Below are 23,691 nucleotides of genomic sequence, written 5' to 3'. Positions count from 1 at the left end.
ATTTGACAATCGGTTCATAATAACACCTCAAACAAAATCGATATGCTACGATACACTCATTTTTTATGAGTGAGGAACAGAAAGTGCCTGAATTACTGATACTTATGTCTTTAGCGTGTATTGTGTATCTATTTACAAAAAAGGGTAAGAAGCCTAAACGTAGGCTTAACGAGTGGGAGCAACGTGCAACGGTTAGAAGACCGAACAGCATACATTCTTTTGAACCAAAAGCTGTAGACAATAGCCCCAAGATAGTCGAAGTACCTTTTCCGAACACTGGCAATAAGACTAATTCTGTACCTCACAAGAAAAGTACATACTTGGCCACCAAGACAGAGCGCAAATTCTATAAAGTGTTGCAGGAGCTTATACCTGATGAATACGTGATTCATAGTCAAGTTTCATTGATGGCATTGGTTCAACCGACCAATTTTAAAGATAACTCTCGAACTTGGGCTAAAAGAATGGACTACGTGATAACGGATAGAGACACAAAAGTATTGGCAGTTATCGAGCTAGACGACTCATCTCATAGGCAGAAGAAGAGACAAGAACGAGATATATACGTAAATAATGCACTTAACGAACACCACCCGTTGCTTCGGTTTGAAGCTAGAAGCTCTTATGACAAAACACATATCGCAACCGTATTAGAGCGCAACACGATAATAAAGTGTAAAGAACTAGACAGTGTATTGCAGTGCAGCTAAAGCAGGGCCGAACATCAATTGTTCGGCTTTCGTTTTAAGTCAAAGTATCGTGATTCTTATCGTTACTTTAAGTTCTTTATCTACCGTATTGGCCTTTTCTTACCTGAACCGCTTTACTTGAAACTCAATCACCTAGTGACACGGAAACGCTTACAAAGACCGTCAATAGACTTGACGTATAGCTCGTTTGAAAAGCAGTAAACTTGATAGCTATCAAGAGGTAGGTCACGCTAACGTATGTAACAATGCAAGAAAATGGTGCGATGCATCTATTATTCAGTTTTCTAAATACTCAATATTGAATAAATCAATGTTGAGTTATAAAGTTTGATGAAATGACGCGGCTCGGATAAAAGTATAAGAATTATGTATCAAGAAATTTTTGAAAGAATGCAAGCTATCACTCAATCAGGTTGGCTAAGTGTTACTGAAGGGTTGATATCTGAAAACTACTATGTTACCGACAATGGCAAATATGTTGCTGTAGGGCACGATGGTTATTTAGGGCTTATAAAAAATAATACGCTCATCTATGAATATGATGATATAAACCTCGTTAAAAATATAAAATTAAAAGTTGAAGAGACTGACTCAGACGTAAAACTGAGTGTGATCACTGGAGGTGGAGAGCCAAAGGTGATCCATGCAAAAAATAGAGAGATAGTCAACAATCATGTTAACTACCTATTCGAAATACAAGATGTCCCGCTACTCATCTCTTTTATTTGTCCTGAAAATAAAGAATATGCCTTATTAGATATAAAAATATCTGGAGACAATGTATCTGAACTTAGAGATCTCATCATATCTATAGGTGATACGTTTAGTAATATAAAAGGAAGTGAGGAAGAAATTACTAAGGAATTAAGTAAAGAGCTAGTAACGCTAAAAAACCAAAAAGAAGAGTTAGAAGAAGAATCTAAACGATTAATAGAAACTAACCAAAGGCTCCATGACACAAAAAATGTCGAAGAAAATCAACTAAAACAGACAAAAAATTATGTAGAGTCAGTAAAAGTCGAGCTATCAGACTTAAATGATGAATTGGCGAAGAATCTTAATGAGATATCCAAGCAATCCAAAGAAATAAGGGATAACGAAAAAAAGATTAATTTATTTATAAGTGAAATATCAGATAAGGAAATTATAATTCAGGATTTAGATGATAAGATTAAAAAATTCAAAGAAGAAGAGTCTATGTTTAGTGAAGACTTTTCTTCATATAAAGCAGAGGTCATAAAACAAAATAAAACCTATACCAAACTCTTGTTAGTGTTTATAGCTTTAACAACAGTCATTAGTTTTGTTATCTATCAAAGCGCCTTGTCAACTGTTGATAATTACCAATTTAACTTTGACTTATGGACACATTTGGTTAGTCGCCTTCCTATTATATTTATAAATTTGTTTTTGTTAGGAGCATTGACATCTGTAATATACTTCCTAATAAATATAATCACTGAAAACTCAAACAATATAGCTAAAACCAAACAAGTTTCTTATTTGGTGAAGGAGTGTGTTGATGCTCAGAAAAATGGTTTAGATGAGCTGGATTCAGATGCTGTATTAAAGCAAAGAGTTGAGAGCAAAATGGCTCTTATCAAAAGTCTCATAACTCATAACAAAGATTGTGTTACTCAAAAAATTGACAAATCTGGTATGCAAGAAATTATAGTTGATCTTTTAAAAAAGGAATCTAGTACTAAAAATAACTAGTCGTTCCAGAATTATTAATCAATGCATTACGAATAATACATGAGTGTTATGTAACCAAATATAAGCCGAACAGCAATTGTTCGGCTTTTAATTTTAATCAAAGTATCGTGGTTCTTATCGTTACTTTAAGTTCTTTATCTACCGTATTGGTCTTTTCTGACCGGAATAACGCACCAAGTAACGGAACATCCATCAAGACAGGTACACCGCTTACAGAGTTGCGCTGCTCTTGGGAAATCAAACCACCTAAAGAGATCGTTTGGCGGTCTTTGACCTTGACCACTGTTTGCAGTGTTCGCGTATTAGTGATGATGTCGGATGCGATAGAGGAATCTGTCACCGAGTCGGACTTTTGCATTATCTGCAACACAACATGATCACCAATCACATGCGGTACTACCTCAAGTGACACACCCACATCCTTACGTTCGATTTGTTGAACTCGATTACCGCCGTCAGTTACCTCAGACGAAGTGAGGAACGGCACGTTCTGACCAACCGTGATGTAACCGCGCTCCCTGTCCATAATGAACATGTTTGGGCGTGACAAGAGCTTGGTATTCTGATTCTTTGATACAGCTTTGATAAGCGCATTGAAATCACCGCCCTCATAGAACAGCAGGTTATCAACAGCTTTCTTAATAGCGGTAGGCTGCGAAACAAAGCCAGCCTCATTCAGTGCCAAGTCCATATTTACGCCGATTTCTTGAGAATCACCGAGCTCAGTTTCGGTAATTACCGCCTCGATAAAGACTTGCTTTTGTGGTCTATCAATCCCTTTGATGAGCACATCAATGTGCTTCAATTGGTTCTCAGAGCCAGTCACGATAATGCTGTTTGTAGTCGGCAGTACCTCGACCTTGTAGTTCTTAATCGCTTTGTTGTTCAGTGTTTGATTCTGCGTTGCAGCAAGCATCGAGGAAATCAAATCAACGACCTTGGTATTTCGAACATTTTCAAAGAAGTACAGCTTTACTTGAGAGGGCTCGAACGTCTCCACCTTGTTAGCATCGGCAATGATGGTAAAAACGCCGTGGTCATGCGTAAGCTCGTAACCATGCGCACGAAGCACGGAAAGGAAAAAGGCAGGATAGTCCTCATCTTTCAAATCCGGTGCGGTAAAGCTGACCTCACCAGTGACACCATGACCAAGCACAACTGTGTTTCCAGTGTGAACCGAGAACCACGATGCAAAGTCTCCAATCGGTGTGTTCTTTGCTTCAAAAGGCGCAGAGCTTGCGGCAAAAGAAGGCGAGCTGAGCAGGGCGCACGTAAGCAGTAAAGTGGTAATGCTTGATGTGGAAAAGTTGGAACAAGCCGTTGTTTGTTTCTCAACTTTACCACAGCGCATAGTAAGTAATGTGCGCGTGAGCAGTGAGCCTCCGGCGTAATAAAATTCTTTTTGTTTTTTTGAAAGAAAAGCTGTGAGTTTTGCGATTATCCATGACATAAAGCGCACCTTATTCCCTAGCACATGACTTTGAATGATTGACCGTTGCCGCTAACCGTAATGGAGCAAGAGCCGTTAGATTGAGCCGTAAAGCCCTTTGCGTATAGTTGCGACGACGACAGACGCACATCGTCCTTAACCAACACAAAAGACGGGGCAACGTTTGGAGGATTCATTGAAGATTCAATTCGATAGCCGTCGAGCAAGTCACTCAATGACTCGCGAGGCACCGCCGTTTGAGCCGTTTCGGGTTCCGTCGATATGTTCGGCGTGCCAACCAAGGTGAACACCGCAAAAGAGACGGCGACACCTGCCGCAAACACGCTGAATCGAGAATATTTTCGGAGATAGATTTTCGTAATGCGCATGATATTTCTCAACGTATACGGGACAGTGTAACGTCCGTGGGTATAGTAGGGCGGCAATACTGAAAAAACGCCGTCCTCATAGTTGTTCCTAAACATCTGCTTAGTGTTGTAAGAACTGTATAAGTCCGTACCCCAGAGCATCCATTTATCGACGGTGAGCGAGTTCGCGTTGTCACCATACTTCACAATGCCAACGTGCAACTTGGGCATTTTCAACTTGAGTTGACCGAGCGTCAGAACGGATACCGCAGTCGAGATGATAGGGACTTGAAGACGGTCTAAGCGGCGACAAAATACGGTGTGTTCAGCCAGTGCGAGACGCGCTTGTTTATCAACAATCGAAATGTCTTGAACGATGAAAATGACATCCCATCCAAGCTTTCGAATATGCAAAAGGTGATCAATTAACTTTTGTCGATTCTTGTCGTTCCATGTGCGCGAGTTAAACCACGTTCCGCACTCATCGAGCACAATCAAGCCGTCTTTTTTGGTGTCATAGCTCTTGTTTGCCGAGCCAATCACCATCAAATCCTCTACCTGAGGCTTGTCCGGCAGACGATAAAGGCGAGTATTGCGCTTGTTGCGTCCAAGCATTTCTTTCAAGTTGATATCGAGGTTTGTCGCCACAGGCACACCGCGCATAAATGCCTCGCGAATCTTACCGACTGCCGTTAGTGTTTTACCTGAGCCGAGCTTACCCGTGACAAAGTAGACCGATGCCATTACGCCGCCCTCACAATCGCGTAGAACTTCCACTCCCAAACCCAACGCAGCAGACGCGCCGAGTAAATCGCACTCACACAAGGCACGGCGTTATTAGGGATGAACATACCCGCTGCTTGTGACCACATTGGAGGCGCAACATAAGACAGACCCGTTGCAAGGGTGTAAATTGCCAAGGTGAGGGTGACGGTCAAACCAATTAGCAGCGTTAAAATGACCAAGTTAATCGTGACGTTTCGTGCTTTCGCAATGAAGAACCAACCAAATAACGTGGTCGCTATCTGAGAGATAAAGGCAACCAGAGCAGGGAGGCGCAACGCCGTCCCAATGGTGCTGACTATAGGTAATAGCTGAATCATTAGTAATATCTCCCCGAACCTGGCTTGTTACTTGGTACAGGCGTGACCTCAGTCAGCAGGATTTCAACAAGCGTCTTAATCGTGTAGATGTAAATCAGAATTGAGATGATCATTTTGAGTTTCTGCGAAAACTCACAAGAGATAGAAGCGCGACCACCGCCAAGCGTAGGCAAGGATAGATTCATGCAGGGCGTAGGCTTAGGTAACACACTCAAAAACGAATCCGATATAGCATTAATATGCCCCTCAGATTCCGCCGTCAGATTCTTCTCAATCAAATCGTTAGCCGCATCGGTCACGGTCTTTTCATAGGAATTCATCGCACCGGACACGGCTTTATCCGCTTGAGTCAGCACATCACCGACATAATCCGAACCTAAACCATGAGGGTTTTCACAATAGTTGTTTTCCTCGGTAGGCTCACAAGGCTTGAGGTCGTCGAGCTTATCCGATAGCTCTGCAAATCCATCAGCGTTAGTCGTTTGCAAATCATCGAGCCCCTTAACCACCTCACCAACAGAGTTGGTGTTTCGATTGACCGCCGTCGTGATGTCACCGTTAGCTTGCTGAATCAGCGCCTTAGTGTTTTCGTAAATCTTGTTGTCGTTGATTTGTTGCTTTTGAATCGCTTGGGTGTTAGTCACCATCGACGCATTGAGCGCAATGATTTGGTTTTGAATATCAGCGCTCGATTGATTGAGGTCGACGTTGAGTGCGTTAAGTGCCTTGTTCACATCCGAGTTAAGTCCTTTAATCGCGTTGACTACGCCCTTATCGGTCGATTCATCTGTGTCAGGGTCTTCAACATCTGGCACGCCCCCCGTATCTGGAGGATTAACCGTATTGGTGGAGTCGTCAGGAAGTACGCTTGGGTCTTCGATATCGCCCGTCGGGTCGTCAGGGTCGTGAATTGGATCATCGGGAATAATAGGGGTGTCAGGACCATCTTTACCCCAAAACAGCGTACCACCATCACACTGATTACCAGTGAATTGAAACTTACCGTGACATCGCGTGTTTTGAGTGAACTCACCGGAGTCGACATCGGTACAAAGCGTAGTGTCATTTGGAATGCGCTCTAGTTCACAACGGGTTGCGCCAAAATCGCCATAACATGCCCCCGTCACTTGCTCACCATAAACATAAGCCGACCAGTGAAGTGATTGTTTGTCATCAATGGACTGTTTGAACTGACAGGCATCCATACATGTACCGTCAGGGTTTTCGCCAAACTCACATGCAGGAACGATAGGCTCACAGGTGTAACCATCACCATCTTCTATTCTTTCATGGTCTGCTGGACACTTAGCGGTACGATGAAGAAACGTTGCAGCGTGATATCTCGGGTAACTGGGGCTGGTTGTGTTACAAATAATCATCAAAGAGAATTTACTACTCTCTATAGAGCATGATGTCGTATAGAAGTCTTTGTAGTTAACAAACTTATTTTCATAGCAAGAGACATACGAGTAAGGGTTAACTCTCTTACCCAAGGACAAGTTACAGTTAGGATAAGCGGCAACATCGCTAGCGCTGTAAGTAGGTTGGGCGGCGCTTACATTAAAAGCACTAAACAAAACACCCAGTAAAATAATCAGTGACGTTATGCTTTGTTTAATGTTCATTTGTAAATCTTCCTCGTGAAAAATAACGCCCCCATTCGGAGGCGTTGACCAATGGGTGTGTAAAGCAACTATTAGAATTACGTTGCTTTGTTTGCACCTTTCTTGAATAGCTTGATGCCGATGAAGCCGACCGTCATTGGCACGGCGATGCCCCATGTCGAGGTGAGCATTTCAGTGACGTAACTTGCCAGCGTGCTAAAGGCTTGTGTTGCCACTTCTGGCAGTGCTGCATTCGCAGAAGATGCCGCCATGAGAAGTGCACCACCAAATGCCGCACGTTTTGCTGTTACTACTGCGCCAGCCTTAGCCATTGCTGCGCGTACTTTGCTTTGCTTTTCCATAGTCTTATTTCCTATGTTATGGTTTATGAAGAAGTTGAAACCTCAGCCGCTTTCTTGAATCCCAGAATGTGGAAACCAATCGAGAAGCCAAGGATAAAGGCTGTCGCGAAACAGCCGAGCATGAACTCTGATGACAGCATTTATCTTTGTCCTCCGACCATCCAACCGAGCGCAACTAGCAAGAAGCAAATGCCTAAGAACACCATCAACTGAAAGTTATCGAGTCGAGCCATTAGCTCTGCAAATTGCGTCTCGGTCATGATTTAGCCCTTACTTTTCGTTAAGTTGAGGTAGGGCGTAGAGATGGAAACCGTCGATAGATACGTGTTTACCCTCATCGTTACCAAAGCTGAATTTCTTGTGTTCCACATCAAACATCATGCGATTACCCACACAGCGTTTGAGTAGTTCGCCAGCCTTGCCGTTTTCCCAAAGCTCAGGAGACACGCGCACTTCAATAGTGTCTGTTGGGTTGGTCGTGATAAGACGCAGCTTGCCGTTTTGCTTTTGTTCGCCGTTTCGGTCTGTTTTGGTTTCTTGAACGATGTCCGAAACATCTAGAATTAAACCTTCCATTCTCATAGTGTTTTGCCCTTATTTTTACGTTGTTGGTTAGTTGAAAATTGAAATGACAGTTATTGACACAAGTCCAAGGGAAATTAATGCATCATGTCGGGCGGGGCTGCGCCCACCCAACACGACGCATTAATTTCCTGAGGGTCGGTGAGCAACAGCGCTTCCATTTCGTCATAGAGCGCTAGGTGTTTTTCGTATTGCTCGTAAAGGTCGTCATACATACGCTCGTATTCTTTTTCACGTTCTAGCGCGTCGAAGTAATCGACCACGTTAGACATGATGCCTTGTTGAGCACGGATGAATTGTTGCTTGTTCTCGGTCTTCCAAGTACGGAAGCGAGTCGCGATAAAAATCTTATGGAACATCAAGCCATTCAAACGCGCTTGAGCCATATCGCCGTAGCGAGTCGATGAGTATTCACCGCCCGAAGCAATTAGTTTTTCGATAGAGGTTGAAACGGAGTATTCCGCTTTTACTGGTTGGTCTTTGCGCTTAACGAACACGCCGCCCATTGCGTAACAAAACGCTTTCCAGTCGCCCTCATCAGCAGAGCGGCGAACCTTTTCTAATAGAAAGTGTTCGTCTTGAGATAAATCTGTAAACAAAGCATCGTCCTCTTTGAATTCATCACGAAGACGACGAAGCTCACGCCATACCGTGACAGATGGACCACCAATAAATTGAAATTGACGAATTTGATTCACACGCGCCCAAGTTACGACACGTTCTGCCGCATCCGAACCAGACAAAGACGAACCTTTGTCTGAATCAATGTGTTGACCATCGATGTTTTTACTCAGGTACTTAGCAACATAACCAACGGCTGAACCTTGCGACCAGTCGATAACCTCCGCTTTGAAACGGGCTTTCTTTGCGCCTTTTTCGTCAGGAGAGTCAGCCATAGCAAGACGACGAAACTCAGACGTCACAAATTTGCGTGCGGATTTTTCCATGAACAGCAACAAGTGGTGATGCGGTGTGCCGTCTTGGTGAGGCTCAACGATACGCATCCCGTAAACCTTGATTTTGCTCTTATCAATCGACTTGCGAAGATTCGCCCAAACGCCCATGAGGTAAGCGTGAGCCGCTTTCGCATCTGGCTTGCCAGCCTCAAGCCATTTCGGGTTGATGTCGCCTTTAGAAACAGAGTGAAAGCGAGACGGAGCCGTAACCGTGAAGAACACCGCATCGTGATTCGATTCTTGAGCGATTTCCTCAAAGCCACGCAGACGAACGAACATTTCAGCTCGGCGAATCTCAGAGTTAGAAACCGACTTAGCGGATAACTCACTGAGTGTGAAGTAGTTAGACGGGTCAGCCTCATCGTAAGCAATCGTGTTTTCTAGCGCGATACGGTTAGACGTATTGCGATCACGTTGACGGCTTAGAGAGAAATCCGAGCAATAAACTTGCTTACGGCGTTGAACAAGCGCTAAATCACGCGCAACACATTCAACCTCGTAAGCACATTTACGGCGAAGCTGACGAACAAGCCAATGCTCATCAAGAGCACGGTTCACCAACGCGAAAAGTTCACAGTTGTTTTCTGCATATTGAATTTGCTCAGATGAGAATGCCAAGCCTAATGAATCAAGAAGCTGACACGCTTTATCAAAACGCGCTTGTGATTCTTCAAGCGGAATCGCACTTAACACGCGAGAAAAGTCGCGTGATTTGCGCTTGGCTAGATTGGTAATTTGCTCATCTGACATCGCGTAGCTGTAGCCGTGCTCAGTCAAACGGTCGTGAGCGTCGTTAACTGCGCGTACAGCTTCCAGAGCGTTGCGTGTTTTCAGAATGTCGGTGTAAGCGCGTGTCATGTGTCGAGCGAAGTCGCCGTTACGGTGTAATGATTTCGGCAAGTCCAAACAAGGGTTAGAAGTAGGGCGCTCGATAAAATCTGACAGGTCGTGTGAGTAGATTGACGCACTCATTGCCGATTTCACAGCCGACGGAATGAAATCCTCAGGCGTTGTGAATCTGTGGTCGACGTACTCAAAACGATGGTCGAATAAGTTGTCAGGAATGTGCTCACATGAAGCCCAAGAATGGACAGGAACAAAATCAATCCATTCTTGTTTACCTGATGCCAAATCAATAACAAGTTCACGCATTATTGAGCCTCAAGCTCTGAGTAGAATTTACGTTTCTCATCTTTGCCAGAGCAATGTGAAACAACCAGATACTCGTAAACAGTGACGCGACCGTCAGAGGCATAGTCGCGAGCCAAATCACCACAAAACTCATGGTCAAGATAAAACGAAAAAGTTTCGTAATCGTCGTATGGGATTTCAAACGAGTCGTAGATAAGGGAACCAAAGAAATAAATACCCGCCGCAATAACCGAGACAAGGAACAAACTCCAAGCGCGATTCAGATATATTTCTAGTTTTTTTGTATTGGAGACTTCTGACATAAACAACCACCTTGACTAGTTGTGAGAGCGACCGCCAAAGCCAAGCGCGAAAGCGTCAAGGGCAAACGCCCAGAGCTAGGCGGTCTTAATTGCGATTTATGGCAATCCTAGTTGCGACGAATGGCAACTGCAAGATGCGATTTATGGCAACTTTGTGGCTACAATGAGAAGAAATGGAGGTTCTTATGTACACAGCTGAACTAATTAACGCCTACAAAAAGGCGAAAAACTACGTACAAGATAAGCAGGTTGCGCACGATTTGAATCTAGACCCGCCGAAGATTAGTAAAATTCGCAAAGGTGTTAGACAACTTACTGATGAAGAAGCAGTTTTTCTCGCACACGGCGCAGGTATAGACCCTGAGATCGCGTTACTAGGATGTCACGCTGATCGCAATGAAAATCCAGCGATAAAAAGCATGTGGGAAAGCATTGCAAAAAAGTATAACGGACTTGGATTATCAAGCATTTCAATGGTTTGTGCCGGATTGGCTTTAGTGATTGCAAGTCCACAGGAACCTCTATTACAGTGCGCATTATATGTGTTATGTTAAATTATGTATTGCTGTACGCTAAATGTTGTCTGAGTATGCTCCTATTCCCCTGCAGATTTTAAATTTAAGGGCCTTACAGTGAGCATTAAACATAATCGTTATTTACCATAAAATACTTAATATAGATCTTAATAATCTATCGATTGTTAAGATCTATATTAACGCCTTTTTACTTATTGAAATGACTGTATAGCTTCAAAGATATCTTGTCTTCTAACTGGCTTGGAAATGAATCCGTCCATCCCGGCATCCAGGCATTTATCTCTATCGCTTTCTAGCGCATGTGCAGTTAACGCTATAATTGGAGTCTTGAGGCCTTTATCTCGAATAAGCCTTGTTGCAGTAATTCCATCCATCACCGGCATCGAGACATCCATGAGAATCAAATCGATTAAATCCTCATGCTCCTCTAAAAATGTTAATGCCTCTGCTCCATGGCTTGCGATATGAACATTATGGCCAAGCTTATTTAAGATAAGCTTTATTACGAACTGATTCGACTCGGTATCTTCTACGACGAGAAGTTCCATTGCTTTTGTCGGTTGATTGGTTTCGATTCTAACTGGACGATTTTGATTACAACGAGTCAAAACTGGAATCGAAATCGTAAAGGTTGAACCAACATGCTCATCACTTTTAACGGCAATCTTTCCACGCATCATTTCAACTAAATGCTTGGTTATTGCGAGCCCCAGTCCTGTACCACCGAAGCGTCTCGTGATGGAACGGTCTCCTTGATGAAATGCCGTAAACAAGTGCTCTTGCTTTGCTTTAGATATACCAATTCCAGTGTCAGATATTGAGATCACAAGTTCAGCATCTTGCTCAGATACAGAAACTTTTACTTCACCTTCGTCTGTAAACTTTATTGCATTCCCTATTAGATTAAACAGGATTTGAGATAACCGCGTGGAGTCAATCCAAAATTGTTTGTCATTAGTGACAGTACAGTTGAGTTTAAATTGGAGATTTTTCTTCTTAGCTATTTGTTTTTGCTGAGAAATGACAAAAGTGACAGTGTCTCTTAAATTAATCCATTGTTCATTGAGCTGAAAGCGACCTGACTCGATTTTAGAGAGATCAAGAATGTCACTGATTATCGCGAGAAGTAACTCTGCAGAGCACTCCATTTGGCTCAACGCATCAATTTGTTCTTCTGACAAGGTTGATTGCTTCAGTATATCTAGCATTCCAAGAACGGAATTTAAAGGGGTTCTTATTTCATGGCTCATCATCGCTAAGAACTCCGACTTAGAGCGGTTCGCAAGCTCTGCTTCTTCTCTTGCTTTAGCGAGCTGAGTTGTTCTTACCTCAACGATACGTTGTAACTTCTCTTTGGTCTCGATATCAATGACCGCCCTTTCAATTAAGGGACGAAACCGCCTCAAGGTTTCCTTATTCTCTATGCTAAAGTGCCCTTTCTGAGCTCCAATAAGTAGGATTACGGTTTGCGTTACTTCTGAACGTATACCAGTTAAAACGACCGAGTTTACATGGCTTTTTATAAAGCTGTTTAAGTTAACAAACTCAGCGAGTTTATCTGGCTCGAACAGTAGAATGCATTCACCATTGAGAGCTCTTTGATAGGTGTTACCGTGTAACCAGGATACATTATCAAATACGCTATTAGTTGATATCAATGTCTTGAAGGGATATCGTTCACCATCACGAGTCAGTACAATAAAATCATCGAAGTTGATGTACTTTTTGAGGACATTGTTTAATCCCGTAAATATCTCATGCCGATTCTTTGCCTCACTCATCGCAGATATCGCGGAAAGAATGGCCTTGTTTTCATCAGCGAGTAGTCGTTCTCTTTGTCTAGCCTGCTTTAGCTCAACTAACGCTTCTTGAAGCGCTTCCTGTTGATATATGTCTAAGTATTTATCTTTCATAAGGTTTATGGAATATAGCCGATGAAATCATCAGGTTTCCATGTCCATTCTCACCACCAATAAATCTACCTTGCTCGCCGAAAGTAAAAGGGCAAATAAAAGGCAAATGTTCTAGTTCTTGGTTAATTTGTTCACAAACGCTATTCATGTCTTGCATTAAGTGCAACATGGGACCTGCGCAAAAGATATTTATCACTCCAATTTTTCGAGACTCTTCTAATTTTTGGTTAAAAGCGGCATTGACGACTTTTGCAGCGCGCGCAACGAGATGCTCACGACTTCCTTTCATTAATGTGAGCTCGTCACCCTCTTCTATTCGTGTAAACAACTCGATTCCACCATCTGGCGTCTCACGGATCGGATGGGATAACTTGTAATATGGGCGATCATAGAGATGACCTGCGATCCGCCCTAATGGATAAGCACTCGAGTTTGTAAACAGCATATTATCTTTACCTACTTGGTTATCCTGGTGATTTGTCCACCTTCTATAAACATTGAGCGCAGGTTCATTATCAATTTCAAGTAAGCATCTATCGTTGGTCTTGGTTGCAACACCTTTGATATTAGTTGGTGTATGCCCAGCGCTGAAAGCGATATCAACAGGTTGAGAGGAGTAAAAGAGAGTTAAGCTTAAACCTGAAGTTTGAGAGCCTTGGGCGGTTATCACAGACCATTTCCCAGCGATGTTATTATCAGCGGCCGAACCACCAATAATTGGAATTAGAGTTCCAAATCTTTCATCTATAGACGCAATGATTGATTCCTCTTGCCCTGGTGTAGCATGAAGTAGAATTAAGTTTGGTACCTCTCCTACACGGTTTGCGTTCTCAAGGGCCATATCCAAAGCCTTGGTGACGCTGTCACCTGAGTTGTGATTAGAAATACCAGTACCATAAGCATGAGGACCTGTATCATAAACAGCAAGTGCCGCAATTACTGGTCCTGTATGAAAGCCCTGATCTGTCATTACGGCTTGACATGAACTGGCGCCATGAAAAGGCACACCAGGAAAATGCGCAAGAAACGCTTCTCGAATCAACTCGAAATTGTATTCTTCCGTGTAGTAACACATCACGTAAGACAAGTTCTGTTGTGTCAATTCTGACCTGAGCGTTTTTATCGCTGAGTCTTCATCTTTAATATGAGTAAAAACTGATTGGCAATGCATACGATTTTATAATTGGATATCACTCTGCTGTTATACCATTCCAACCAATTTTCTCTAGGTAAGAAGGTGTTAATTTCATTAATAAGTTACGATTATCTCGTGATAGATCGTATTTATAATTGAACTACAACAATGTTTTCACCTTTTTTAAAGGTGATTTTTTTCGATTCAGGCATGATGTCCCATTCTACTGACTTATGCTTTTCGTTGAGATTGATAAAATTACCAGATTGATTTAGATCAATTTTTAGAGTGCTAATTTCTGTCGTTTCGAGCGAAATTCCCATTGAGTCACGATTAATCGTGATTATTTCTCCTTCAATTGTTACATCGCATCGTTCTTTTTGTGAACAGTCAACGCTATTAACGCTCTCGTGTGTAAAGGTACGCCAGAAAAATGCGCCTATTAAAACACTGAGCATGATTAAGATTTGTGCAAGTCGCGCCTTTGTTAACTTTTGTGCAGGCATAATTACTAATATCCTTGTTACAAACTTCAAACTTTTTAAATAAAAAATGATTTCCAGAGGTCCAGTAAGGTTACTACCCTGTCATTGAATTGTTAATTCAAGTATAGTGTCACGCTGAAAATGCCACTTTTTATTAAAGTCAGCAATGGAAATAAGGTGATGATAACACTTGAATTCTAGAGTTTACTTGGGTGGTGTTACGACGCAAGTCGTGTTGGAAGTAAAAGTGTAGTTAATTAGAAATTGGAAGCATGCAAATGAGCCAAGTAAAGCAGCTTGAACAAAACTACAACTATACAGTCGTTCGCCAATTTACCCTTGTGACCATTTTATGGGGCATAGTTGGTATGGCTGTTGGTGTTTTGATTGCCGCTCAATTAGTTTGGCCACAGCTAAACTTTGATACGCCGTGGTTGACGTACAGTCGCTTACGTCCACTGCATACTAATGCGGTAATTTTTGCGTTTGGTACCAGTGCTCTGTTCGCAACGTCTTATTATGTTGTACAGCGCACATGTCAAACACGTCTTTTTGGTGGCCCACTCGTTGCCTTCACCTTTTGGGGTTGGCAAGCAATCATCCTGGCAGCAGCCATTACTTTGCCTCTCGGTTTAACATCGGGTAAAGAGTATGCTGAGCTAGAATGGCCTATTGATATCGCAATTGCGCTAGTATGGGTATCATATGCGGTGGTGTTCTTCGGCACACTAGTGAAGCGAAACACGTCACATATTTATGTGGCAAACTGGTTCTTCGGTGCCTTTATTATCACAGTAGCAGTACTTCACATCGTGAACAGCATGGCTATTCCTGTGTCACTTGGTAAATCTTACTCGATTTACTCGGGCGCAGTGGATGCGATGGTTCAGTGGTGGTATGGACACAATGCGGTAGGTTTCCTACTGACCGCTGGTTTCCTAGGTATGATGTACTACTTCGTTCCTAAACAAGCTGAACGTCCTGTTTATTCTTACCGTCTATCTATCGTTCACTTCTGGGCTCTTATTTCTCTATATATTTGGGCAGGCCCTCACCACCTTCATTATACAGCGCTACCAGACTGGACTCAGTCTCTAGGTATGGTTATGTCGCTGGTTCTATTTGCTCCTTCTTGGGGTGGTATGATCAACGGTATTATGACGTTATCTGGTGCATGGCATAAGCTTCGTTATGACCCTATCCTACGTTTCCTAATCGTTTCACTGTCGTTCTACGGTATGTCTACCTTTGAAGGCCCGATGATGTCGATTAAGACGGTTAACGCACTTTCTCACTACACAGACTGGACCATTGGTCACGTTCACTCTGGTGCGTTAGGTTGGGTTGCGATGGTTTCTATCGGCTCTGTATATCACTTGGTACCTCGCCTATTTGGCCAAGAGCGTATGTACTCTGTTGGTCTAGTTAATGTGCATTTCTGGCTAGCAACAATCGGTACCGTTCTTTACATCGTTGCGATGTGGATCTCTGGTGTAATGCAAGGTCTTATGTGGCGCGCGGTTAACTCTGACGGTACGCTAACTTACAGTTTTGTTGAATCTGTAGAAGCGTCTTATCCGTTCTACTTTGTACGTTTCCTAGGCGGATTTATCTTCCTATCTGGTATGTTCCTAATGGCATACAACACGTACAAAACGGTAAGTGCACCTAAAGAAAGCCTAAAAGCTATCCCACATCCGGCATAAGGAGATTTAAGAATGAGTAATAATTCTAATAATCGCCATGAAATCTTAGAACGTAATGTCGGTTTGTTGGCTATTTTTATCGTGTTTGCTATCAGTTGGGGTGCTCTTGTAGAGATCACTCCTCTGATTTTCCAAAAGCAAACGACTGAACCTGTAGAAAATCTGCGCGCTTACACTCCTTTGGAGATGGAAGGCCGTGATATCTACATCCGTGAAGGTTGTAACGTCTGTCACAGCCAGATGGTTCGTCCTTTCCGCTCAGAGACTGAACGTTACGGTCACTACTCTGTTGCTGGTGAGAGTGTTTGGGAACACCCATTCCTTTGGGGCTCTAAGCGTACAGGCCCGGATTTAGCTCGTGTTGGTGGTCGTTATTCTGACGAATGGCACCGTGTTCACCTGTTAGATCCTCGTGAGCTTGTACCTGAGTCAAACATGCCAGGTTTCCCGTGGCTAGCTGAAAACGTTTTAGACGGTAAGCTAACTCAGAAGAAACTTGAGCTATTTCGTGATCAGTTCGGCGTTCCATACACTGATGAAGAGATCGCGAATTCGGCTAAAGAAGTAGAAGGTAAAACAGAGATGGATGCAATCATCGCTTACCTTCAGTCTCTTGGTCATGCAATGAAGTAAGGGGATCATATGGATTTCGGTACAATTCATAGTATTTATACCGTTGTACTCTTCGCTAGTTTTATTGGCATCGTATGGTGGGCATTTAGTAAAAAGCGTAAAGCACGCTTTGAAGAAGATGCCAACTTGGTGTTTGCTGACGAAGAACAAAAGACCCCTAATAACCAAGGAGTGAAGAAGTAATGACTACATTCTGGAGTCTCTGGATTATCGTGATTACTGTCGGTACGCTAGTAGGCTGTGCGATTCTCCTGACTTGGTGCGCTAAAGATAAAATGGGCGTCGAGGAAGGGGAAGACATGGGCCACGAGTACGATGGTATTCGCGAGCTAAACAACCCTCTACCAAAGTGGTGGACTTACCTGTTTGTAAGCACATTTGTGTTCGCAGCAGTTTACCTTGCCCTATTCCCAGGTCTAGGTAGCTTCAAGGGCTTTTTAAACTGGCAGAGTTCGGCTCAAACCGTTCGCTCACTAGAAGAGTCAAAAGAAGCCATCGCTGCAGCACAAGAGAACAAGCAACTAAACCAATATGCAAAAGAACTGGATGATGCCGACGCTTACTTCGGCGAAGCATTCCGTAAACTTGCGCACAATGACAGTGGTCTACGCCCAATTCCTGAAATTGCGCAAGATCCTGAAGCATTAAAAGTTGGTCAGCGTTTGTTTTTGCAAAACTGTTCTCAATGCCATGGCTCTGATGCACGTGGTCAGAAAGGCTTCCCTAACCTGACTGATGATGCATGGCTATATGGTGGCGAGCCAGCAGCGATCGTTACAACCATCATGCACGGCCGTATTGGTCAAATGCCAGCATGGAAAGATGCCCTTGGTGAGCAAGGTGTTCAAGAAGTTGTAAGTTACACACTTAGTTTATCTGGTCGTAAAGTAAATGCTCGTGAAGCCGCGGCAGGTAAAGCACGCTTCGTAGTGTGTGCTGCTTGTCATGGTACCGATGGTAAGGGTAACCCTGCAGTCGGTGCGCCTGACCTTACAGACCAAGACTGGTTATTTGGTGACTCTCGTGCAGCTGTAACAGAAACCGTAATGAACGGACGCTCAGGCGTAATGCCTGCGTGGAAAGACATTTTGGGTGAAGATAAAGTTCAGCTCGTTGCCTCATATGTCTGGAGTTTAAGTAACTCAGAGAGTAAGTAACTGAGATATTACGTAACATAGCAATAACAGCCCCTTTCATAGGGGCTGTCTTTCCTTTAAATTTAACGCCTTACATTTTTTCATTTAGCTGTTGAGAACTTTTTTATGGTAAAGCCTTGGTATAAACAATTTTGGCCGTGGTTCCTAATCATCCTTCCTCTTACTGTCGTAGTTTGGACTGTGATTACTGTGGTCGTTTTCTCGAACAACTCTGTTTCTTTAGTCGCCGAGGATTACTATAAAAAAGGCAAAGGTATTAATATCGACATTAGTAAAATGAATGTCGCTCGTGACCTAGGTCTTAACGCTGAGATTTCCTCTGAAAATAACAATGTTGTGATTGTTTTCGCTAAAGGGAAGCTACCTCATTACCCTGCTCTAACGGCCACTTTCACTCATCGTACTCTTCCTGATCGTGACTTCACAAAGCTTGTAACAGCGGATGCATCTGGTAATTACCGACTAAAAGCTGAGGAATCTATTCAAGGACCATGGTTTGTTGAACTACAACCACACGACAAGCAATGGATGATCCAAGGTAAAGTTGAGTTTCCTGCCTCTTCAACACCGTTAATGAAGTAAGCATATGTGTAAATCCTGTTATCACTGCGGTGAAGATGTACCAGCCAACACGGATTTCAAAGTAGAAATATTGGGTGAAATTCGCGACATGTGTTGTCCGGGCTGCGAAACTGTGGCGCAGACTATTGTCGATAGTGGTCTTGTATCATATTACCAATACCGCACTGCGCCTGCAGAAAAGGCAGATCTAGTACCAGAGCAACTCCAAGCTTTAATTCATTATGACAATGCGGATGTACAATCTGAATTCGTACGAAATCGCGAAAATGTTTCTGAAGTAACCCTTTCTTTGGAAGGCGTTTCATGTGCCGCTTGTGCGTGGTTAATCGAAAAGCAAGTTTCTAATACGGCCGGGTTGGTATCTATCCGTGTTAATACAACCACCAATCGAGCGTTACTAGCCTGGGATAAAACTCAGGTACGGTTAAGCGAGCTCCTTTCCGTTATACATAAACTTGGTTACAAAGCTGCACCTTTTGAAGCAGATAAGCAAGAAGCTTCTTACCATCGAATGATGAAGCAATATCTATATCGGCTAGGTATTGCAGGTTTAGCAACCATGCAGGTCATGATGCTCGCCGTTGCACTGTATCTCGAAGTCTTTGGTGATTTAGAGCCAGAGTTTAAAAGTTACTTTCGTTGGGTAAGTTTGATTTTTGCTACTCCTGTTTTGCTTTATTCCGCTCTTCCATTTTACTTAAACGCATGGCGCAGTATCAAAGGCCGAACCCTTGGTATGGATGTCCCGGTTTCTATCGCGTTGATCTTTGCCTATGTTGCAAGTTTAGTTGCAACAGTAACTGAACAAGGCGAAGTCTTCTTTGAATCTATCTCGATGTTTACCTTCTTTTTGTTAGTAGGTCGATTCTTAGAGATGCGCGCTCGTCGCAAAGCTGCTGCAGCGAGTGGTAACCTTCTTAAGTTGATTCCGGCAATTGCTACAACGCTGGACGGTGATCAGATACCCGTGAAGACGCTAAAAGTTGGCGATCGTATCCGCGTTCTACCTGGTGAACATATCCCCGCTGACGGTAAAGTTATTTCAGGCCGTATTCATATTGATGAATCCATGCTAACGGGTGAGTCAGTGCACGTTGTGAAACGAGAAGGCGATATTGTTTATGCGGGAACGCTAAACGGAGACGAATCATTTGAACTTGAGGTAGTAAGCTCAAAGGCCGATTCAATGATTTCTAACATCGTGCGTTTACAAGATGAAGCTCAACACTCCAAACCTAAAATTGCGGAAATTGCAGACATTGTCGCCCGTTACTTTGTTGGTGTGATTCTTATCATCTCTGCTGGTACTTGGTTTTACTGGCATCAAACAAAACCAGATGATGCGTTTTGGATCATGCTGTCTGTGTTAGTCGCTACGTGTCCATGTGCGCTATCTCTGGCCACACCGACCGCACTCACTTGTGCTACCTCTAGAATGGGTAATTTTGGCATTTTACTTCGTAAAGGCCATGTGTTTGAGACATTATGTAAGATCAACCACTTAGTTGTAGATAAAACAGGCACTCTAACGAAAGGTGATATTGAGATCTGTGAAACAAAGGTACTTAGTGATCTCCCACAGAAAGATTGTCTATCACTAGCTGCAGCTTTAGAGGCTCATGCAAACCACCCTATCGCTCGTTCTTTTGCAACTTTCACCAATGATGACTTTATCGTGTCTGATGTGCAAAACGTGATTGGGTCAGGGATTGAAGGGATATGGAATGGCAAAATCGTTAAGATAGGCAGTGCGGCTTTTGTTCAAGGCAAAGAAAGTGGTGAAAGCCAGGCGGTCTATCTGTCGGTTGATGGCAAGCATGTCGCTAGCTTTTACTACCGCGACCCTATCCGAAAAGAAAGCAAAGCCTTTATTCAACGTTTTGCTGACGCTGGAATTAAGACAACCCTGCTAACTGGTGATTCTCTCTCAAACGCCCAACCAGTGGCGAATGAAATTGGTATCGATCACATCGTCGCGTCAGCAAAGCCAGAAGATAAGCTTGCATACCTTAAGAGCTTGGACGAAAACAGTATCACTATGATGGTTGGTGATGGAATCAATGACGCGCCGACTCTCGCCGGAGCTCACCTTTCTGTCGCAATGGGCGGTGGTACAGATGTCGCTAAAGCTTCTGCAGATATGACGTTACTTGGGGATAATCTCGAAAAGCTACTAGAAGCACGTTTGCTTGCACTGCGTACAAGAAAGATTATTCGAGAAAACTTGGCTTGGTCTTTGGGTTACAACCTGTTAATTTTGCCTTTGGCGGTCGCAGGTTTAGTGGCTCCCTACATTGCAGTAGTTGGCATGTCTGCAAGCTCAATTATCGTTGTATCTAACTCTTTGCGCCTGCTCAAAGAGAAATAAGTAGAGAAAGCAAACATGGAAAGTCTTTATATATTGATTCCCATCGCTATCGTTCTCGTTTGTGTTGCTGTCGCCGTTTTTCTTTGGGCGGTAAGAAGCGATCAGTTTGAAGATCTTGAACGGCAAGGGCACAACATTCTTCTCGACGAAGAAGACCAATCTAATAGTGATAAAAAGTAGCGACCTTTATGACTCCTGATTTTATCGGTGCGTTGATGATCGGCTTAGTAGGAGCCGGTCATTGTATGGGTATGTGTGGTGGTATCGCGCCTCTGCTTACCATGGGCTCTTCTGCTAAAAATAAAACCACCCCTCTTATCCCCCTCTTCTACAACCTCGGACGATTGATCAGTTATACCTTAATAGGAGCATTAGTGGGTGGTGCTATATCAGGTTTATCTGAGCTTAGTGGGTTAACGCATTCTCTTGCTTGGTTAAGGCTGATTGCTGCGTTATTCATGATTCTGGTCGCGCTGTATATTGCTAAATGGTGGCAAAGCTTACTTTTAATAGAAAAGCTAGGGCAGTATCTCTGGCGCTTTATCTCGCCGGCAGGGAAGAGTTTGTTGCCATTAAAGCATCCTCTTCACGCGTTGCCATTTGGCTTTATTTGGGGTTGGTTACCATGTGGTTTAGTTTATTCAGCGCTTACTTGGTCGGCGGTTTCTGGTAGTGCGATGAACGGCGGCCTAATTATGCTTGCGTTTGGGCTCGGAACGCTACCTGCAATGCTTATTATTGGATACGGTGCCAATCATTTTCAGAAATTACAAAAATCATTAATATTTAGAAATATTTCAGCATTAATCCTTATTGGCTATGGTACGTATACCGCTGTAGGAGCCTTAGCATTACTCGGTTTCATATAACGTTAAACTCTATTGAGGTGACATTTTTGCTACCCTTTAGGATTAAGCGATGCTAAAATATTGATGTATATCAAATAGTGAAAGGTTGTTATGATTTCTGAAAAACCTGCAACAAAGCGTATCCAATCAGGCGGTTGCGCCATTCATTGCCAAGATTGTAGCATTAGTCAACTGTGTATCCCGTTCACTCTAAATGAGGCAGAACTTGACCAGCTTGACCAAATCATCGAACGTAAGAAGCCTATTCAAAAAGGACAAGAGCTTTTTAAGGCCGGTGATGAGCTAAAATCGCTATACGCTATCCGCTCTGGTACCATCAAGAGCTATACGATCACAGAGCAAGGTGATGAGCAAATCACAGCGTTTCACTTAGCTGGAGACTTAGTCGGTTTCGATGCTATCACTGGTGACTCCCACCCTAGCTTTGCTCAAGCACTCGAAACGTCGATGGTATGTGAAATCCCATACGAAATTTTAGACGATCTATCGGGTAAAATGCCTAAGCTTCGCCAGCAAATCATGCGTTTGATGAGTAACGAAATTAAAGGTGATCAGGAAATGATTTTGCTTCTTTCTAAAAAGAACGCAGAAGAGCGACTAGCTGCTTTCCTTTACAACCTATCAACGCGTTTTTCTCAGCGTGGCTTCAGCCCTAGAGAGTTTCGTTTAACTATGACTCGTGGTGATATTGGCAACTACCTTGGTCTTACAGTCGAAACGATCAGTCGTTTGTTAGGTCGTTTCCAGAAATCTGAGATCCTAAGCGTAAAAGGTAAATATATCACTATCTTAGACCACGATGCATTGATGGAACTTGCTGGTGTAACTAAAGAATAATACACCCTAATTATTGATGTAGCTCGAAAATGAGCTACATCATATTTCTCATAAATTCCTTTCGAAAGTCCTCAAAAAGTTCTCCAAACTAAGCTACAGTAAAAATGTACGGTGAGTACTCCAAAATACTGATTTAATTTACATTCAGTATCTGGTTTTGCAATAGAAGTGGGCTTAGTTATGAGTATATACAGTAAGATCCTTGTTGTAGCTGACATCAATAATGATGAGCAGCCCGCACTTGCAAGAGCTGTTCAATTAGCTCAGAAAAGTGTATCTAGAAGCCGAATCACTTTCTTTTTATCCATTTACGATTTCTCGTATGACATGACGTCAATGCTATCAGTGGATGAAAGAGATGCTATGCGTCGAGGTGTCATTCATCAGCGTGAGCAGTGGATGCGTAAAATTGCTCAACCATACCTAAACGATGGCTTCGACTTTGATGTTTGTGTTGTCTGGCACAACCGCCCTTATGAGGCGATTATTGCTGAAGTCTATGCAGGCAATCATGACCTAGTCATCAAAGGCACACGTAAGCATGATGTTTTAGAGTCTGTCATTTTCACACCGACAGATTGGCACTTGTTGCGAAAATGCCCTATTCCAGTGCTTCTTATCAAGAATGCTGCTTGGCCGGAACAAGCAAGTATCCTTGCCTCAGTACATGTGGGCTCAGAAAACCCGACTCATATTGATCTCAACGATACGATGGTCGAGCGATTAAAAGAAATCACCACTCGGCTTGAGGCCAAGCCATATCTTGTAAACGCCTATCCCGTTACACCGGCGAATATTACGATTGAACTTCCTGAATTTGACCCAACGACTTATACCGATGCAGTGCGAGGTCATCATTTAACGGCTATGAAAGCACTACGCCAAAAACATGGTCTTGATGAAGAACAAACGATAGTTGAGCAAGGTTTACCTGAAGATGTCATTCCGGCAGCTGCAGAGCGCTTGAACGCAGCAATGGTTATTTTAGGTACCACAGGGCGAACAGGGCTTTCTGCTGTCTTTATTGGTAATACAGCGGAGCACGTAATTGATAAAATAAATTGCGACGTGTTGGCTCTAAAACCAAAAGGCTACATTAGCCCTCTCGACCCAAATACAGCAACCTAATCTCTCTTTAGTATTGCTATGTATTGAGCGCTTTCAAATAAGCGCTAATAAATCCCCC

At 43.1% G+C, this 23,691-nt stretch carries 24 protein-coding genes; 13 read left to right on the top strand and 11 right to left on the bottom strand.

Features of this window, described 5'->3' with window-relative positions; genetic code table 11:
• The first annotated feature begins 83 nt into the window (after nt 1-83).
• The gene (locus R7P67_RS10555) at nt 84-710 is read left to right on the top strand and encodes a DUF2726 domain-containing protein (protein ID WP_411912808.1); all 627 of its coding nucleotides are present in this window, start codon (nt 84-86) and stop codon (nt 708-710) included.
• A 366-nt stretch (nt 711-1,076) separates the two neighbouring features.
• Complete coding sequence (locus R7P67_RS10550) at nt 1,077-2,426, top strand: hypothetical protein (protein WP_318085956.1); 1,350 nt, start codon at nt 1,077-1,079, stop codon at nt 2,424-2,426.
• Nucleotides 2,427-2,523: 97 nt separating this feature from the next.
• Here R7P67_RS10550 and R7P67_RS10545 read toward each other — a convergent pair whose 3' ends face one another.
• The 8 genes from R7P67_RS10545 to R7P67_RS10510 form a co-directional block, all read right to left on the bottom strand.
• A complete protein-coding gene (locus R7P67_RS10545; protein ID WP_318085955.1) occupies nt 2,524-3,876 on the bottom strand; it encodes a secretin N-terminal domain-containing protein in 1,353 nt (450 codons plus the stop codon).
• Nucleotides 3,877-3,893: 17 nt separating this feature from the next.
• The gene (locus R7P67_RS10540) at nt 3,894-4,967 is read right to left on the bottom strand and encodes a zonular occludens toxin domain-containing protein (protein ID WP_318085959.1); all 1,074 of its coding nucleotides are present in this window, start codon (nt 4,965-4,967) and stop codon (nt 3,894-3,896) included.
• Nucleotides 4,967-5,326, bottom strand: coding sequence for a DUF5455 family protein (locus R7P67_RS10535; protein ID WP_024701224.1), 360 nt, complete (start codon nt 5,324-5,326; stop codon nt 4,967-4,969). Before R7P67_RS10535 ends, R7P67_RS10540 begins: the two co-directional genes overlap by 1 nt.
• On the bottom strand, nt 5,326-6,951 hold the full coding sequence (locus R7P67_RS10530) for a methyl-accepting chemotaxis protein (RefSeq protein WP_318085954.1): 1,626 nt from the start codon (nt 6,949-6,951) through the stop codon (nt 5,326-5,328). Before R7P67_RS10530 ends, R7P67_RS10535 begins: the two co-directional genes overlap by 1 nt.
• 77 nt (nt 6,952-7,028) lie before the next feature.
• Complete coding sequence (locus R7P67_RS10525) at nt 7,029-7,292, bottom strand: major coat protein (protein ID WP_021448020.1); 264 nt, start codon at nt 7,290-7,292, stop codon at nt 7,029-7,031.
• 270 nt (nt 7,293-7,562) lie between these two features.
• Nucleotides 7,563-7,868 carry a hypothetical protein gene (locus tag R7P67_RS10520; protein ID WP_005389159.1) on the bottom strand — a complete coding sequence of 102 codons (306 nt, stop codon included), beginning with the start codon at nt 7,866-7,868 and terminating at the stop codon, nt 7,563-7,565.
• Nucleotides 7,869-7,951: 83 nt separating this feature from the next.
• Nucleotides 7,952-9,982, bottom strand: coding sequence for a replication endonuclease (locus R7P67_RS10515; RefSeq protein ID WP_043856486.1), 2,031 nt, complete (start codon nt 9,980-9,982; stop codon nt 7,952-7,954).
• Nucleotides 9,982-10,284 (bottom strand): hypothetical protein, encoded by a 303-nt coding sequence (locus tag R7P67_RS10510; RefSeq protein WP_025518896.1) that lies wholly within the window; start codon nt 10,282-10,284, stop codon nt 9,982-9,984. The genes R7P67_RS10515 and R7P67_RS10510 overlap by 1 nt, the downstream gene beginning before the upstream one ends.
• A gap of 185 nt (nt 10,285-10,469) precedes the next feature.
• Between R7P67_RS10510 and R7P67_RS10505 the strand changes: the two genes are divergently transcribed.
• Entirely contained in the window at nt 10,470-10,838 is a 369-nt protein-coding gene (locus R7P67_RS10505; RefSeq protein ID WP_005389163.1) for a DUF3693 domain-containing protein, read from the top strand.
• Between the two features lie 173 nt (nt 10,839-11,011).
• On the opposite strand, the gene R7P67_RS10500 is transcribed toward R7P67_RS10505, so the two are convergent.
• The 3 genes from R7P67_RS10500 to R7P67_RS10490 form a co-directional block, all read right to left on the bottom strand.
• The gene (locus R7P67_RS10500) at nt 11,012-12,733 is read right to left on the bottom strand and encodes an ATP-binding protein (RefSeq protein ID WP_213971245.1); all 1,722 of its coding nucleotides are present in this window, start codon (nt 12,731-12,733) and stop codon (nt 11,012-11,014) included.
• Nucleotides 12,723-13,904, bottom strand: a complete 1,182-nt coding sequence (locus R7P67_RS10495; RefSeq protein WP_017634895.1) for an FIST signal transduction protein — start codon at nt 13,902-13,904, stop codon at nt 12,723-12,725. Before R7P67_RS10495 ends, R7P67_RS10500 begins: the two co-directional genes overlap by 11 nt.
• 113 nt (nt 13,905-14,017) lie before the next feature.
• The gene (locus R7P67_RS10490) at nt 14,018-14,374 is read right to left on the bottom strand and encodes a hypothetical protein (RefSeq protein WP_262653776.1); all 357 of its coding nucleotides are present in this window, start codon (nt 14,372-14,374) and stop codon (nt 14,018-14,020) included.
• 257 nt (nt 14,375-14,631) lie between these two features.
• Between R7P67_RS10490 and ccoN the strand changes: the two genes are divergently transcribed.
• From ccoN to uspE, 10 genes are all read left to right on the top strand, one after another.
• The gene (ccoN, locus tag R7P67_RS10485; RefSeq protein WP_005396488.1) at nt 14,632-16,059 is read left to right on the top strand and encodes a cytochrome-c oxidase, cbb3-type subunit I; all 1,428 of its coding nucleotides are present in this window, start codon (nt 14,632-14,634) and stop codon (nt 16,057-16,059) included.
• A 12-nt stretch (nt 16,060-16,071) separates the two neighbouring features.
• Nucleotides 16,072-16,692, top strand: a complete 621-nt coding sequence (ccoO, locus tag R7P67_RS10480; RefSeq protein WP_005377475.1) for a cytochrome-c oxidase, cbb3-type subunit II — start codon at nt 16,072-16,074, stop codon at nt 16,690-16,692.
• A 9-nt stretch (nt 16,693-16,701) separates the two neighbouring features.
• The gene (locus R7P67_RS10475) at nt 16,702-16,875 is read left to right on the top strand and encodes a cbb3-type cytochrome oxidase subunit 3 (RefSeq protein ID WP_005377485.1); all 174 of its coding nucleotides are present in this window, start codon (nt 16,702-16,704) and stop codon (nt 16,873-16,875) included.
• The gene (gene ccoP / locus R7P67_RS10470) at nt 16,875-17,849 is read left to right on the top strand and encodes a cytochrome-c oxidase, cbb3-type subunit III (RefSeq protein ID WP_005377487.1); all 975 of its coding nucleotides are present in this window, start codon (nt 16,875-16,877) and stop codon (nt 17,847-17,849) included. Before R7P67_RS10475 ends, ccoP begins: the two co-directional genes overlap by 1 nt.
• A 105-nt stretch (nt 17,850-17,954) precedes the next feature.
• Nucleotides 17,955-18,431, top strand: coding sequence for a FixH family protein (locus R7P67_RS10465; protein WP_005377489.1), 477 nt, complete (start codon nt 17,955-17,957; stop codon nt 18,429-18,431).
• Between the two features lie 4 nt (nt 18,432-18,435).
• Entirely contained in the window at nt 18,436-20,799 is a 2,364-nt protein-coding gene (locus R7P67_RS10460; protein ID WP_064353934.1) for a heavy metal translocating P-type ATPase, read from the top strand.
• Between the two features lie 15 nt (nt 20,800-20,814).
• Nucleotides 20,815-20,979 (top strand): cbb3-type cytochrome oxidase assembly protein CcoS, encoded by a 165-nt coding sequence (gene ccoS / locus R7P67_RS10455; RefSeq protein ID WP_005377493.1) that lies wholly within the window; start codon nt 20,815-20,817, stop codon nt 20,977-20,979.
• Nucleotides 20,980-20,987: 8 nt separating this feature from the next.
• On the top strand, nt 20,988-21,668 hold the full coding sequence (locus R7P67_RS10450; RefSeq protein WP_262653773.1) for a sulfite exporter TauE/SafE family protein: 681 nt from the start codon (nt 20,988-20,990) through the stop codon (nt 21,666-21,668).
• 90 nt (nt 21,669-21,758) lie between these two features.
• Nucleotides 21,759-22,505, top strand: a complete 747-nt coding sequence (locus R7P67_RS10445) for an FNR family transcription factor (RefSeq protein ID WP_005377497.1) — start codon at nt 21,759-21,761, stop codon at nt 22,503-22,505.
• Nucleotides 22,506-22,685: 180 nt separating this feature from the next.
• Complete coding sequence (gene uspE, locus R7P67_RS10440; protein WP_005377500.1) at nt 22,686-23,633, top strand: universal stress protein UspE; 948 nt, start codon at nt 22,686-22,688, stop codon at nt 23,631-23,633.
• The last annotated feature ends 58 nt before the right edge of the window (nt 23,634-23,691 follow it).

It is taken from the genome of Vibrio sp. Vb0937, assembly GCF_033338855.1.
Note: the sequence above shows the minus strand (reverse complement) of the source record. Positions and strands in the feature narration are given on the sequence as shown.

Bases quoted from the DNA above. Each gene is read 5' to 3' on its own strand.
- R7P67_RS10550 (WP_318085956.1), top strand. From the start codon at position 1,077: ATGTATCAAGAAATTTTTGAAAGAATGCAAGCTATCACTCAATCAGGT.
- R7P67_RS10545 (WP_318085955.1), bottom strand. From the start codon at position 3,876: ATGTCATGGATAATCGCAAAACTCACAGCTTTTCTTTCAAAAAAACAA.
- R7P67_RS10540 (WP_318085959.1), bottom strand. From the start codon at position 4,967: ATGGCATCGGTCTACTTTGTCACGGGTAAGCTCGGCTCAGGTAAAACA.
- R7P67_RS10535 (WP_024701224.1), bottom strand. From the start codon at position 5,326: ATGATTCAGCTATTACCTATAGTCAGCACCATTGGGACGGCGTTGCGC.
- R7P67_RS10530 (WP_318085954.1), bottom strand. From the start codon at position 6,951: ATGAACATTAAACAAAGCATAACGTCACTGATTATTTTACTGGGTGTT.
- R7P67_RS10525 (WP_021448020.1), bottom strand. From the start codon at position 7,292: ATGGAAAAGCAAAGCAAAGTACGCGCAGCAATGGCTAAGGCTGGCGCA.
- R7P67_RS10520 (WP_005389159.1), bottom strand. From the start codon at position 7,868: ATGGAAGGTTTAATTCTAGATGTTTCGGACATCGTTCAAGAAACCAAA.
- R7P67_RS10515 (WP_043856486.1), bottom strand. From the start codon at position 9,982: ATGCGTGAACTTGTTATTGATTTGGCATCAGGTAAACAAGAATGGATT.
- R7P67_RS10510 (WP_025518896.1), bottom strand. From the start codon at position 10,284: ATGTCAGAAGTCTCCAATACAAAAAAACTAGAAATATATCTGAATCGC.
- R7P67_RS10505 (WP_005389163.1), top strand. From the start codon at position 10,470: ATGTACACAGCTGAACTAATTAACGCCTACAAAAAGGCGAAAAACTAC.
- R7P67_RS10500 (WP_213971245.1), bottom strand. From the start codon at position 12,733: ATGAAAGATAAATACTTAGACATATATCAACAGGAAGCGCTTCAAGAA.
- R7P67_RS10495 (WP_017634895.1), bottom strand. From the start codon at position 13,904: ATGCATTGCCAATCAGTTTTTACTCATATTAAAGATGAAGACTCAGCG.
- R7P67_RS10490 (WP_262653776.1), bottom strand. From the start codon at position 14,374: ATGCCTGCACAAAAGTTAACAAAGGCGCGACTTGCACAAATCTTAATC.
- ccoN (WP_005396488.1), top strand. From the start codon at position 14,632: ATGAGCCAAGTAAAGCAGCTTGAACAAAACTACAACTATACAGTCGTT.
- ccoO (WP_005377475.1), top strand. From the start codon at position 16,072: ATGAGTAATAATTCTAATAATCGCCATGAAATCTTAGAACGTAATGTC.
- R7P67_RS10475 (WP_005377485.1), top strand. From the start codon at position 16,702: ATGGATTTCGGTACAATTCATAGTATTTATACCGTTGTACTCTTCGCT.
- ccoP (WP_005377487.1), top strand. From the start codon at position 16,875: ATGACTACATTCTGGAGTCTCTGGATTATCGTGATTACTGTCGGTACG.
- R7P67_RS10465 (WP_005377489.1), top strand. From the start codon at position 17,955: ATGGTAAAGCCTTGGTATAAACAATTTTGGCCGTGGTTCCTAATCATC.
- R7P67_RS10460 (WP_064353934.1), top strand. From the start codon at position 18,436: ATGTGTAAATCCTGTTATCACTGCGGTGAAGATGTACCAGCCAACACG.
- ccoS (WP_005377493.1), top strand. From the start codon at position 20,815: ATGGAAAGTCTTTATATATTGATTCCCATCGCTATCGTTCTCGTTTGT.
- R7P67_RS10450 (WP_262653773.1), top strand. From the start codon at position 20,988: ATGACTCCTGATTTTATCGGTGCGTTGATGATCGGCTTAGTAGGAGCC.
- R7P67_RS10445 (WP_005377497.1), top strand. From the start codon at position 21,759: ATGATTTCTGAAAAACCTGCAACAAAGCGTATCCAATCAGGCGGTTGC.
- uspE (WP_005377500.1), top strand. From the start codon at position 22,686: ATGAGTATATACAGTAAGATCCTTGTTGTAGCTGACATCAATAATGAT.